Origin of the sequence: Paenibacillus nicotianae (assembly GCF_042681745.1) — a bacterium.
GTDB classification, from domain to species: domain Bacteria; phylum Bacillota; class Bacilli; order Paenibacillales; family Paenibacillaceae; genus Saccharibacillus; species Saccharibacillus nicotianae.
On record NZ_JBHUGF010000010.1, the window covers coordinates 2,405,589 to 2,418,895 of the forward strand.

Annotated in this window: 12 protein-coding genes; 6 read left to right on the forward strand and 6 right to left on the reverse strand. The window is 38.4% G+C overall.

Annotated elements, in window-relative coordinates; translation table 11 throughout:
* Positions 1 to 13: 13 nt before the first annotated feature.
* The 3 genes from sufC to ACFSGI_RS14750 form a co-directional block, all read right to left on the reverse strand.
* Positions 14 to 796: a Fe-S cluster assembly ATPase SufC gene (sufC, locus tag ACFSGI_RS14740; protein ID WP_069326962.1), complete on the reverse strand. Its 783-nt coding sequence runs from the start codon at positions 794 to 796 to the stop codon at positions 14 to 16.
* 249 nt (positions 797 to 1,045) lie between these two features.
* Positions 1,046 to 1,642 (reverse strand): DUF1802 family protein, encoded by a 597-nt coding sequence (locus ACFSGI_RS14745; protein WP_204824852.1) that lies wholly within the window; start codon positions 1,640 to 1,642, stop codon positions 1,046 to 1,048.
* A 109-nt stretch (positions 1,643 to 1,751) separates the two neighbouring features.
* Positions 1,752 to 2,216, reverse strand: coding sequence for a Dps family protein (locus tag ACFSGI_RS14750; protein WP_204824853.1), 465 nt, complete (start codon positions 2,214 to 2,216; stop codon positions 1,752 to 1,754).
* A 285-nt stretch (positions 2,217 to 2,501) separates the two neighbouring features.
* On the opposite strand from ACFSGI_RS14750, the gene mtnA reads away from it, so the two are divergent.
* Both mtnA and ACFSGI_RS14760 read left to right on the forward strand, forming a co-directional pair.
* Positions 2,502 to 3,599: an S-methyl-5-thioribose-1-phosphate isomerase gene (gene mtnA / locus ACFSGI_RS14755; protein ID WP_204824854.1), complete on the forward strand. Its 1,098-nt coding sequence runs from the start codon at positions 2,502 to 2,504 to the stop codon at positions 3,597 to 3,599.
* 318 nt (positions 3,600 to 3,917) lie between these two features.
* The gene (locus tag ACFSGI_RS14760; RefSeq protein WP_204824855.1) at positions 3,918 to 4,460 is read left to right on the forward strand and encodes a hypothetical protein; all 543 of its coding nucleotides are present in this window, start codon (positions 3,918 to 3,920) and stop codon (positions 4,458 to 4,460) included.
* Positions 4,461 to 4,593: 133 nt separating this feature from the next.
* On the opposite strand, the gene ACFSGI_RS14765 is transcribed toward ACFSGI_RS14760, so the two are convergent.
* On the reverse strand, positions 4,594 to 4,977 hold the full coding sequence (locus ACFSGI_RS14765) for a DUF423 domain-containing protein (RefSeq protein ID WP_204824856.1): 384 nt from the start codon (positions 4,975 to 4,977) through the stop codon (positions 4,594 to 4,596).
* Positions 4,978 to 5,094: 117 nt separating this feature from the next.
* Here ACFSGI_RS14765 and ACFSGI_RS14770 point away from each other — a divergent pair, with 117 nt between their 5' ends.
* Both ACFSGI_RS14770 and ACFSGI_RS14775 read left to right on the forward strand, forming a co-directional pair.
* Positions 5,095 to 5,682 (forward strand): hypothetical protein, encoded by a 588-nt coding sequence (locus ACFSGI_RS14770; RefSeq protein WP_204824857.1) that lies wholly within the window; start codon positions 5,095 to 5,097, stop codon positions 5,680 to 5,682.
* Between the two features lie 178 nt (positions 5,683 to 5,860).
* Positions 5,861 to 6,718, forward strand: a complete 858-nt coding sequence (locus ACFSGI_RS14775; protein ID WP_204824858.1) for a DegV family protein — start codon at positions 5,861 to 5,863, stop codon at positions 6,716 to 6,718.
* A 94-nt stretch (positions 6,719 to 6,812) separates the two neighbouring features.
* Here the strand turns inward: ACFSGI_RS14775 and ACFSGI_RS14780 are convergent, their stop codons facing one another.
* Both ACFSGI_RS14780 and ACFSGI_RS14785 read right to left on the reverse strand, forming a co-directional pair.
* A complete protein-coding gene (locus ACFSGI_RS14780) occupies positions 6,813 to 9,887 on the reverse strand; it encodes a PAS domain S-box protein (RefSeq protein ID WP_379283537.1) in 3,075 nt (1,024 codons plus the stop codon).
* Between the two features lie 56 nt (positions 9,888 to 9,943).
* On the reverse strand, positions 9,944 to 10,798 hold the full coding sequence (locus ACFSGI_RS14785; protein ID WP_204824860.1) for an alpha/beta hydrolase fold domain-containing protein: 855 nt from the start codon (positions 10,796 to 10,798) through the stop codon (positions 9,944 to 9,946).
* Positions 10,799 to 10,904: 106 nt separating this feature from the next.
* Between ACFSGI_RS14785 and ACFSGI_RS14790 the strand changes: the two genes are divergently transcribed.
* Both ACFSGI_RS14790 and ACFSGI_RS14795 read left to right on the forward strand, forming a co-directional pair.
* A complete protein-coding gene (locus ACFSGI_RS14790; protein ID WP_379283971.1) occupies positions 10,905 to 11,579 on the forward strand; it encodes a 4'-phosphopantetheinyl transferase family protein in 675 nt (224 codons plus the stop codon).
* Between the two features lie 399 nt (positions 11,580 to 11,978).
* Positions 11,979 to 13,223, forward strand: coding sequence for a pectate lyase family protein (locus tag ACFSGI_RS14795; RefSeq protein WP_379283973.1), 1,245 nt, complete (start codon positions 11,979 to 11,981; stop codon positions 13,221 to 13,223).
* The last annotated feature ends 84 nt before the right edge of the window (positions 13,224 to 13,307 follow it).

Below are 13,307 nucleotides of genomic sequence, written 5' to 3' on the forward strand. Positions count from 1 at the left end.
TCCGTACAGTGTTTTACGCTTCTTGACCTACAGTTTCGTCTGTAATACCAAGTTCTTCTTTAACCCAGTCATAACCTTCTGCTTCAAGACGAGCAGCTAATTCAGGGCCACCGGACTTCACGATACGACCTTGCATCATTACGTGTACATAGTCAGGAGTAATATAATCAAGTAGACGTTGGTAGTGAGTAATGATTAAGAATCCACGATCTTCATTACGCATTTTGTTTACGCCGTTTGCTACGATTTTAAGAGCATCAATATCAAGACCAGAGTCAATTTCATCTAGAATAACTAATTTTGGCTCAAGCAATAACATTTGCAAGATTTCGTTACGTTTTTTCTCACCACCGGAGAAACCTTCGTTCAAGTAACGGTGTGCGAATTCAGCATTCATATCTAGCTCTTTCATGCTTCCTTCCATTTGACGGATAAATTTGATCAAAGAAATTTCTTTACCTTCTTCACGACGTGCATTGATAGCACTACGCAAGAAGTCAGAGTTCGTTACGCCTGTGATTTCACTTGGATATTGCATCGCCAAGAATAGACCTGCACGAGCACGCTCATCAACTTCCATTTCCAAAACATCTTCACCATCTAAAGTAACTGTTCCTTCAGTAACTTCATATTTAGGATGTCCCATCAAAGCAGATGCAAGTGTACTTTTACCAGTACCGTTAGGTCCCATGATTGCGTGGATTTCTCCACCTTTCATTGAAAGGTTAATCCCTTTAAGGATTTCCTTATTGTCGATTGTTGCTTTCAAACCTTCAATGACGAAATTCGTTGCCATAATAGTTTTGACCTCCAGTGAAATAAGTAGTTTGGTTGGATCTATATCTGTCAACAGAGAGTACAGTGACACAAATTCTCTGATGTACGAAACATAAAAAATACATTTAGATAAAGTCTAAGAATAAATCTCCCTTAGAACCATTCTAAACTGATTCTCAACGATTCTCAAGTTATTTTATAATAAATTTGAAGTAGTCGCAATGAAACACGTAATCTTACACCATGCAAAAAAGACCTGACCGATCACTCAGTCAAGCCTTGTAGAATGTCCCGCCTGTTGCAAAGCTTGCAAAATGACAGTTCTCATTCGCTCAAACTCCGCAGCGTCCAGCACCGGCGTCAATTCGCTCGTCACCAGACCACTTGGTATAGAAATCCATGATTTGCAGCCCAGGTACTGGTCCTGCACAGGGATCTCTATCGGTCGTTCAAGTATATATACCCGCACAATCAGTAAATGAAGCGGACTTTTTCTTTTCCAATGCAAACGTTCTTCGGCAAACGTATCTGTCCAGATATGCTGGTCCAGTAAAGCATCTAACTGGTCTTGCTCGAATATTTCCAAATCATCGGTCACTTCCGCATACAGACGAATACCGACTGATCTCGTATCAGGAGACCAGCCGTTAAGTGATTCGTCTACCAAATGATTATATTGAGATTTGAGCAATTCACGACGTTGGTGCTCATAAGTTGGATATAAGTAAAAGGAATGATCTTTCAATTCAAAGTGACGTGTTTCTTCAACAATGCCACCTTTGCGCATCAAAAGTATCTGTGTTCCTTGTTCCAACGCCTGAATAACCGAAGCCCATTCTTTTAAAGCCAATACTGATTCCGCCATCCATCGTCGCCCTCACTTTCTGTAACGGTTTGTTATCACCTATTATATCGCAGATGTGAAGGACTTCAATGTAGCAGGGTGACACTTATGCAGTACATCTGAGATGGGATTAGTTACCCAAGAATGAACGAAGCATCCACATGTGTTTTTCAAGATCTGCTTTGAATGCAATCAACATATCTGCTGTTGGTTGATCATCAGCTTCCTCTGCCAATTCAATTGTTTCTTGGAATTGCTCATTCACTGTAGCGAAATCTTCGATCAATGTTTGTACCATTGTACGCGCATCTTCTGTTCCGTTCGCTTCTTGAATAGTAGCTAGTTCCAAATATTCTTTCAACGTTGCAGCCGGTGAACCTTTAAGAGTCAATAGACGCTCAGCGATTTCATCCATTTTCAACGTTACTTCGTTGTACAATTCTTCGAATTTGATATGCAATGTATAGAAGTTTTCACCTTTTACATACCAGTGGAAATTATGAATTTTTACATATAATACATTCAGGTTAGCAACCTGTAGATTTAGAAGTTCTTCAACTTTTTTAGTTTGACCTTTATTAGTTGTGTTCGTCATGATTAGTTATCCCTCTTTCTTCATTTAGGTTTAAGTATGGAGACTTTCTATCCTCAGCCTCGTCTGTTTACAAATTACCCTTGTATTTCATTTACGAAACAAATAGATATTGAAAAAAGACTGTGCAAATCCTTTCTTTTCCGATATCCTATATTTTAACGTTTACTATTTAAATGTTGGTTATGAATAAAGCGTAAGCTATTCATATCTATAGTAGAGATAGGTATTCTCTGCTGCTCGTTGATGTATGTTTTACGATATATAGGACAAGGAGTGTTTCTTTATATGAATCCATCATTTTCAACTTCGGATGAGAATCCAGTAAAAGCGCCATTTGAACCTCTATTATCATTGCGCTGGGATAACGATAAATTACTAATGCTTGATCAACGGTTATTGCCGGATGAAATTGTGATGCTTGAATTGTTCACATCCGAGCAAGTGTTTGAATCGATTCGCTCAATGAAAGTACGCGGAGCACCTGCTATCGGTATTTCTGCGGCTTATGGCGTTGTTCTAGGCGCGTGGGAGTACAAAGGCGAAGATGCAGACCACTGGCTCAAACATGTGCTCAAAACGGCTGCTTATCTGGCGGAATCTCGTCCAACAGCAGTTAACTTGTTCTGGGCATTAGATCGTATGAACAAGAAAGCTCACCAATTAGCAGAACAAACTGGAACTACTGCTGATCGTAACGCAGGTCTTTTGGCTGAAGCGATAGCTATTCATGTTGAGGATGAAGAAGTATGCCGGATGATCGGTGAACATGCACTGCCTTTATTTAGCGATGGTATGGGTGTATTGACTCACTGTAATGCAGGTGGACTCGCAACAGCCAAATATGGTACAGCACTTGCTCCTATGTATCTGGCTCATGAAAAAGGAATCAACTTAAAAGTGTATGCAGATGAGACTCGTCCTGTGCTTCAAGGTGCTCGTTTAACAGCATTTGAATTGCAACAAGCGGGTATTGATGTTACGCTTCTCTGTGACAATATGGCAGGAATGGTGATGTCTAAAGGCTGGATTCAAGCCGTTATCGTAGGGGCAGATCGTGTCGCTGCGAATGGTGATGTAGCCAATAAGATTGGTACGTATAGTGTGGCTGTTTTGGCGAAAGCGCACAATATTCCGTTCTATGTTGCTTGTCCGTTATCTACGATAGATTTATCGACTGCTAATGGCGCTGAAATTCCGATTGAAGAACGTTCTGCTGAAGAAGTGACTGAAGGATTCGGCAAACGTACTGCTCCACAAGATATTAAAGTGTTTAACCCGGCATTTGATGTAACACCTAACGAATACGTAACTGCAATTATCACTGAAAAAGGTATTGTTTATCCTTCATATGAAGAAGGTCTAAGAAATATATTTGAAGTGTAATCCATATTCATATTATCTTCGTATAATGTGATGTCTGCTTTGCATCACGTATGATTTTGTTGAGCCGACCGGGTCCGATAGGATACCGGTCTTTTTGCCCCTAAAATGCAATATATTTTTGTAACATATTTCGACATTCTATCCGATAAAAGTAATAGATAAGGCTTACATTTATGGTTCATATGTTTTTGCTTGTTGATACAATTGTAACGGGTTGAGAAGTATTTACAAAGGATATGCTTCATTTTAAAAATGATAGGTTATAATGAATTGTAAAAAATTTTAACATTCTGATAGGATAAGTGAGATGGGAGAATCATGGATAAAAAGCCAACTAACGACGAAGCCGAATTTTTATTTAACGTTGACCTGATGATCTCTGGTCGAAACAATGCTGTTGCTCTTCAAAAACTGCTTGAAATTCTTAATAATCACGAAGAATTGGCGGATTTTAGAGTCGTTTCTGGCATCAAACTTGGACAAAAGATCGAAAACTCGTTGAAAGATACAACCAAGCAACAGACGCCTTTAGATATCTCAAGTATTTCTGAAAGCAAAAAAGCGATTACTGCTCAAACAGCTTCACTGGTCAAAAAGTTAGAAAAACAAAAACAGGAAGCGAAATCAGCAGCTATCTTACATGAAAAAATTGAAAATGATATGAATAGCTGGTTAGCCCTTTACATCAAAGATAATACATTGGTACGTTTAACGATTAACAATCGTGGTGACCGTTTTTCTATACCATGTCGTATCTTAAATTTTGATAATGAAAATCAAACGATTAGTGTATATCATGTTGATGAAAAACAAGTGTATACGTTCAAATTAAATGAAATTGATGATTTTCAACATACTTAAATCATTTTCGTACACATGTCATTTATCGGTGTGCTAATGATTATGATCAAAAAAAGCGTTTTTCTCTTTGTATAGAGAAGAACGCTTTTTTTGGTGACTTTATTGTAGAAGCAATAGGGAATATCGGCTGCTTTTACGCACGTTTGCCGTATTTTGCACCGACTAGAGCGAGCATTAACCAACCGGCAATAAAGCATACCCCGCCTATAGGTGTAATCGCGCCTAATACTTTGATTCCAGTGATACTCAATACATATAGACTCCCTGAAAAAATAATAACACCGATCGTGAACAATCGACCTGCCCAGCGTAACAGACTGGACTCTCCTATCACTCCTGCTAAAATAGCAACTATAATAATCGCTAATGTATGTACAAAGTGATATTCTACCCCTGTTTTGAAAGTCTGCATCAACTGCGCTCCAATAATAGGTTCTAATAAATGAGCGCCAAAAGCGCCTATCCCTACTCCGATCATGCCTAGAATAGAGCCGATGATTAAATATGTGCGTTGCATGAATATGCCTCCTGCTAATCTATTTATTTTAATTATACCTTAATCAGATACTTGCATTTGTGAGGAAATTATGAAAAAGTAACGGTACATACATATACTGTAAAGGAGATTACATTTATGGACCCTTATGATCCAAAGCGCAATTCATCGTTTCCTAACTTAAAAAAGGATACGGATAACGATCCAGCTCAAGACAATGAATTTAGAGATCCATTAGCATCAGAACCTTATAGAGAGGATTATTCTTCATCAACAGCTCCTCCGAACTATACTGATTATAACCAGCCTCCCTACAATGATCCATATGCGTTGCCACCCGGGCAAAAATGGCCTCATTCCAAATTAGGAGTTGCTTCTTTTGTGATTGGACTGTCTACGATCATAATCAATATCATTTTGGTGGTTATTGCTGTGATTATGGTTGCTTCTGCGGTTAGCAGTACAGGAACTTCTTTTGAGATGTTGGATGAAGAACATATTACAGCATGGATGTCTGGAATGTTAGGTGGACTTGTTGTACTTATTTTAATATGGGGATTTATGATCTTTGCTAACTTTACCGGTCTTGTTTTAGGTATTGTTGGTTGTTGCATCAAGCAACGTCGCAAGATTTTTGCAATTCTTGGAGTCGTGTTAAATGCTCTTCCCGCAGCGTTTCTGTTATTTTCGTTGCTTTTGGGTATCTTCTCTGAAGGTAATTATTAATAGCTATGGATTAGCAGGATAAGCGATACATTCTATCTACAGCAGGTGGTCACTTCTATTCTTAGGAATAGCAGTCACTACCTGCTTTTTTGTATACAGTGAATCATGATATACTATTACAATGTATGCTTACAGGTATATAGAATAATTGGATTAGAAAGAAAGACAGGAGATTATTATGACATCTATTCGTATTTTTGTAGATAGTACTTGCGATTTGCCGAAAACATGGTTACAAGAAAATCAGATCGGTGTCGTACCTTTATATGTGAATTTTAATGATGAAGTATACAGAGATGGTATAGATATTACGCCAGCACAATTATATGAGAAAGTAAAACAAACCGGACAAACGCCCAAAACGTCTGCGCCCTCCCCTGCTGATTTTATTCAAGCTTTTGAGCCTGTTATCGAAAAGGGTGACACGATTATTTATATTAGTCTGTCCTCTGCTCTATCTTCTACGTATGCCAATGCACATCTTGCAGCAAATACATTTCCCGCAGGTGCAGTCACTATCGTCGATTCATTGAATTTGTCTAGTTCAATCGGCTTGTTGGTGATGAAAGCTGTCCAAGCTATCACTCAACAGCAATCGGTTACAGACATTGTACATTTATTGGAATCGATGCGTTCGCAGGTTGAGACCGAGTTCGCTATCGACTCTTTAGAATATTTATACAAAGGCGGACGTTGTTCAGGTATGCAAAACCTGATTGGTAGCTTGCTCAAAATTCGTCCGGTAATTCAAGTCACTACACAGGGTACACTTGTGCCTGCTTATAAAATACGAGGCAAGCGTGAAAAAGCAGTCGAACAACTTCTTCGCAATACACTGGCTCATCGACATAATATCGATCAAGATGTTATTTTTGTAGTGCATTCTTTTGCAGAAGCCGAAGCAAGACATATGCAAGCTGTGTTGCGAGAACAAACCGATGCTCGGCAAGTTATGATTACCGAAGCAGGATGCGTTATTTCCAGTCATTGTGGCCCTCAGACTATCGCTATTATGTATGCTAGAAAAATGGATTAACGTATCTTTAGACTGTAACCATCTATAATAAATCAGCAAAAAACCTGTTAAGAAGCATCGTTGATGGTATGCCTCTTAACAGGTTTTTTTATCATTATTTTAGTTGTAGCGGAATACTAAAATAGAATGTAGATCCTTGATGTTCTTGACTTTCGACTCCAATCGTTCCATTCATCAGCTCGATCAGATTTTTGCAAATAAATAATCCTAAGCCTGTTCCTCCATAACGCCGATTCATAACAGGGTGTACCTGTGAGAATGAATGAAATAATTCATTTAATTTATCTGCTGGTATTCCAATACCTGTATCGGTAATACGGAAATGCAACATCATTCCATCCTCTTGCGACATATAAGAAATTCCAGCACTAATACGGATATTTCCTTTTTCTGTAAACTTAATTGCATTGCCGATAATATTGACCAGTACTTGCTTAATTCGAGGCATGTCTCCTCTAGCTAATTGAGGAACTTCCTGCTCTATATTTTTTTCAAATACAAGATGTTTACTTTGAGCTGTCGGTAAAAACCACTGATAGACCTCGTTGATCAACTCATGAAGATCAAATAGATTTTGTTCCAATTCTACATTTCCATTTTCCAGTCGATGCACATCCATAATATCATTAATAATCTGCATCAATTCGTTACCACTTTGACGAATAATATGAATATAACTAGCTTGTTCTTCATTGAGATCGAGATCAAGCATCAACTCGGCCATACCGACAATACCGTTCATTGGTGTACGAATTTCATGGCTCATCATCGAAATAAATTGGGACTTCGCATAGGCAACACGCTCTGCCGATTCTTTGGCTTCGATAATCGCTTTCTCGTTCGTTCGATCGCTAAAAACAACAACTACACCGATAATCCGATCTCGATCCCGTAACGCATTGGTCTGATAAGAAGCAAAAAAGCTAGAACCGTCCCGGCGAAAAAACACATCTTCTGTCACACGCCTTGAGATGCTGTCTTGCATCGTTAACTCTACAGGATGGTGGGCAAGCGCATATGGCTCTCCATCAGCTCTTGTGTGCATCAATATATCGCGTACAGGCGATCCTATAAATTCTTCTTTGGACACACCTAACATCGAAGCCGCTGCTGCATTCAAAAAGATACCGTTACCTTCGGTGTCTACTCCATAAATACCTTCGGATACCGAACTCAGAATTAAATTGTATTCGTCACTGATCTTTTTAATCTGTTCTACATACTTTTTACTTTCGGTAATATCTGTTGCTATTCCGAATACACCTGTAATTTCTCCGCTAACGATAATAGGGACATTGGTAATATTCACTTCGATTTGATGACCTTTATGATGTACAAGAGTAGTCTCATAATTTTGTGGCATTCCCATTTTGGCTTTGTTGAAATGATCTAAAGCTTGTTCACGCAGATCAGAATGAATCAACTCGGCAAAATAGATATTTTTCAGTTCTGTACGATCATAACCACTTTGAATTTCAGCTACAGGATTAAGATTAAATAAACGACCTTGCAGATCAAATGTATACACACCCGAAGGATTATATTCGACAAGTGATTTGTAACGCTGTTCGCTTTCTTGTAGACGCTGTTCTGCTAATTTCCGATCGGTGACATCTCTAGATACAGCGATCACTGTGCCTTGAATTCCTTCGACCTGACTAGGAGTATAGGTGGCTGTGCTTTCTAACCAGATATAATGACCTGCTTTGTGCTGAAAACGATAATGTACTGTCTGCTGTTCATTGTGCTCTGTTGCAATTGTGATCCCTTTGATATAATCAATCACATTTTGAAAATCTTCAGGATGGTAAAAAAGATAAGCGCTTTTGCCGATCAATTCTTCTCCTGTGTATCCAAGTAACTTTTTCACCGAAGCAGAGGTATATAAAAAATTCAAATGTTCGTCTGCGGTATGTGAAGAAATCAGATCTAATGTATTATTAGACAGCATGCGATATTGACGTTCACTTTCACGAATCAGGTCTTCCATCAGACGACTTTCTGTTATATCTTGAATCGTACCTACAATTTGGCGTGTACCATCTTGATCATCGCTAACAAGAGTACCCTGAATATTGACCGTTTTGATCTGATTGTTAGAATCAACTAACCTACATTCAATGCTAATATGTTCTTGAGCAACCGATTGCCGAAAAGCAGAACGAACTTTGTCCCGATCATCGTAATGCACCATCGCCAAAAAATGACGGTATAACAATTTAGCAGAAGGAGATTCTAATCCTAGAATAGCCAGAAATTGCTCCGAACAGATTAATTCCTGTGTATCCAGATTCCAATCCCAGTATCCGAAGCCTGCAATACTTTGTGCTAAAGATAACCGTTCTTCACTTTTGCGAAGTTTTTCTTCCGATTGTTTACGCGCTGTAATATCGCGTCCTATACCCATATATTGAACCGTTTCGCCATCCTCATCTGTAATCGCTTTGACTGTAAGTTCTATCCATTTAAAACTTCTGTCTTTGCATATACAACGAATTTCAACAGCTTTCCGAGATTGAAATGGAGGTTCTAATTGCAAAATATCTTCGGTATAAATCAAATCCGTAGATAACGTTTGTATTAATTCCGAAGGAGAGTATCCGAGAATCTTTTCTACAGAAGGCGAAATATATGTAATTCTACCTTCTGCATCTGAACAAGTAATCAAATCATCTGCATTTTCAGAAATTAAGCGATACATCCGTTCAGCTTCTTTGAACTTTTGTTCGATATTGTTGCGTGAAGTAATATCTTTGGCAATTCCATAAATCCCTACAATTTCTTCCTGAATCACAATCGGTGTATATGTAACATCTAAATCGATCAAATGCCCTTGTCGATGGTAAATTTGAGTCTGAAATTGAATAGATTTGCCTTTCAATACTTCTGCAACATAAGGAGAGCGTATATCAGTACGCCCCGCTCCAAAAATTCTAACATTATCAACTTCGTCTAACATATCTATGGTATAACCTGAAATCTTCTCTACACATGGATTGGTATAAATATAGTTTCCCTTTTTGTCCATAACGTATATCGCATCAGGGTGGTATTCAAAAAGAGATCGGTACGCACCACTTTCAGATATCAGGTTTTGAAGAATTTCATGTTCATGATTGTCCAATGGTCTATCCCTCTCAATCTTTCTTATGCCCTTAATGTAAAGCATTAATGAACTGTTTGGACTTTTGATAAATGGTCTACTTTACTATTAACCTATATTGGTCATGAACCTTTCAAATGTAGCGCAAAAAATTCACTAACAATTTCAAGCACATCATTTCGAGTCATAAAAGTCGTCGAAGAATGACCGACACCTTCCAAAATATATAAATCCACTTCCGCAGACATTGCTGCTAACGCATCATATAAAAACTGACTTTGACGTAGAGGGACAACTTGATCCTGATCTCCATGCATAATCAGAAACGGCGGTACTTGAGCAGGAATATGAGAAGCAAGATGGTGAATCGGATTGGATTGATCCGCAGTGTCTATTTTATGTCGTAATGGGCCACCCATCAGTAACGAAATCACAGGCAATTCATATTCACTTTGAAAATCTGCTTGAATATCGATCGGACCTGCAAAATCGACTACAGCTTTGACGCTACTCGAATAACCTTGCCATTGTCCTTGTTGATCCCATTCGGATTGTTCTCCTGTTACTCCTGCTAATGCAGATAAATGAGCTCCTGCGGAGTGTCCCCAGATACCGATATGCTCAGGATCAATATGATAATCAAGCGCATGAGCACGTAAAAAACGAATCGCTGTTTTGATATCTTCTAATTGAGCAGGAAAAGGCGCTTTGTTGACGGTTCGATATTCTACACAAGCGATCACATATCCTTGACGAGCTAATTTGGATAGAGCAGGAATATGTTTGTACGGATCGATATCTACCCATGCTCCACCCACTACCCAGACGATCAATGGCAACGGTAAATGAGAAACCGGACGTAAAATATTCATTTTTAAAGATTGTCCATTGGCAAAACGAGCAAATTGAACATCGGGAATCAATTGAACAAAATAACCGTCCTCGGTCTGATGAGCTAAATGTTTGATTTCTGGCACAATATTTCCTCCTTGAAAATGATATTGTATAATTTAGACAATAGAACCATTTGTTATATAACAATAGATCCAAATTCGAAAGTGGGGAGACGAGAGATTGATTACAGTGACAGGGATACATCTGCCTGATTTATTATCGTTAGAAGATATGGATATATTACGTAGTCAAGTATCGCCTGCAAGAAAAGAAGCTTCTTTGAAATTTGTACGACAGCAAGATGCTCAGCGTGGACTAATAGGAGAATTGCTTATTTTATATAGATTGCGTACCCATTATCATTTGCAAAATGATCAGATTCAATTGGATAAAAATAAGTATGGCAAGCCTTACTTACGCAATCATCCTCATATCCACTTTAATGTATCTCATGCAGGGAACTGGATTGTATGTGCTGATGGGGATGTTCCCGTAGGTATTGATATTGAGCAAGTACGCCCGATCGACTTTGGAATAGCAGAACGATTTTATACTCAAGATGAATATCAATTGCTATTGAATGCACCCAAATATCAACAACTACAGACTTTTTATGAATTATGGACATTAAAAGAAAGCTACATCAAATTTGTAGGTAAAGGACTTTCTTTGCCGTTAGATTCATTTTCTATTTTGCAAGACGATCTCCAAAATTATCAAGTGACTTCCACTAAGCCTATCGATACACCGAGCTTTTTCCGTCATATCTTTATTGATTCACAGTACAAATTAGCGGTATGCGCCGCAGAATCATTAGGGCCGCTTCCACTCGTTATGCTAGATTGGACAGAACTAATTCCGTAATTTTATACATATGGAAACATTTAGTTCAAATTTAAATTTATTTTTATGCAATTTGTATAACTATGTATTATACACTTCTACAATCATAACATCTAATTCCTATGATTTAAAAGGATCTTTGTTATATCTAGTCGATAACAAAGGTCTTTTTTATGTTTTCTATATGTAATCATTTACATTTATATTTACGTATTTATTCTTATATTGTCACTTTATGTAAAAATGATTACGCTGTATAGGTAGTTAGAAAAAGTACCCGGGCTTTTTTATGACTGCATTTACTTACTCACTTGTTGCGCTTAGTATTGTCTTACTTATGATATTGATGTGATGGTATATATTTGAGGAGGAGCATAATCTATGCATAAAAAATGGAGTATAGGATTAGCTACATTATTAATGTTCTCATCAATAGCGGTCTGGAATCCTTCTGTACAAGCGGCTACAGATATCGGCAAAGAAACATTAGGAGCCAAAAATGGATGGGCGGCTTACTCTGGTGGAACCACAGGTGGTGCCAAAGCAACTACTGCCAATATATTCACTGTAACTAATCGCAAACAATTGGTCGATGCGCTTGGAAGTGCCACCAATACCACTCCCAAAATCATTTATGTAAGCGGTACAATTAATGTGAATGTAGACGATAATAACAAATCACTTAGCGCTAATGATTATAAAGATGCTGGTTATGATTTTAATGCTTATCTCAAAGCGTATGATCCGGCAACATGGGGAATGTCTAAAGTCCCTTCCGGCGCACAGGAAGACGCTCGTAAAGCTTCGCAAAAAAATCAAGCCAGTCGAATTAGTATAACGATTCCTTCCAATACTACAATCGTAGGTAAAGGCACCAATGCTATTATCAACGGTGTTAATTTTCAAGTTAAAAGCGGTACAGACAATATCATTATTCGTAATATTGAATTTCAAGATGCCTATGATTATTTCCCTTCATGGGACCCTACCGATGGCAGTACCGGAAATTGGAATTCGGAATATGATAGTATCACGATCAAAGGGGCTACTCATTTATGGATAGATCATTGTACATTTGACGATGGCGCTCATCCTGATAGTGGCAATGGAGAATATTATGGTCGTGAATACCAGCATCATGATGGCGCTGTTGATATGAGCAATGGAGCTGATCTGCTCACTCTTTCTTATAACTATTTCCATGATCATGACAAAACTACAATTATCGGCTCTAGCGATAGTACAACCAGCGATGAAGGTAAACTACGCGCTACTTTGCATCATAATTATTACAAAAATACTGTTCAACGTACTCCTCGTGTACGCTATGGTCAAATCCATGTGTATAACAATTATTATCAAGGCAGTACTACAGGTGCTTATGCTACCCTTTATATCTGGGGTGTTGGTAAATCTTCCAAAATCTACGCTCAAAATAATGTAAGCGATGTGACAGGTCTAACCGCAGACCAAGTAGCAAGTCCACTCAAAGGAACAGCGTTGTATGATAATGGCACTTTATTAAATGGAGTAGCTATTAATGCCGCTACCAGTGCAGGTCTTAGCACAGATGTAGGCTGGACGCCTACGTTGTATGATGCGATTGCCGCTTCTACAACTGTCAAAGCTACCGTTACTGCTCAAGCAGGCTCGGGTAAGCTGTAACTGTATCTCACAAATAAGCCGTAGGATTCTCTTAACGATTAGAGAGTCCTACGGCTTTATTTATGATTTTGTTGTTATCATCTG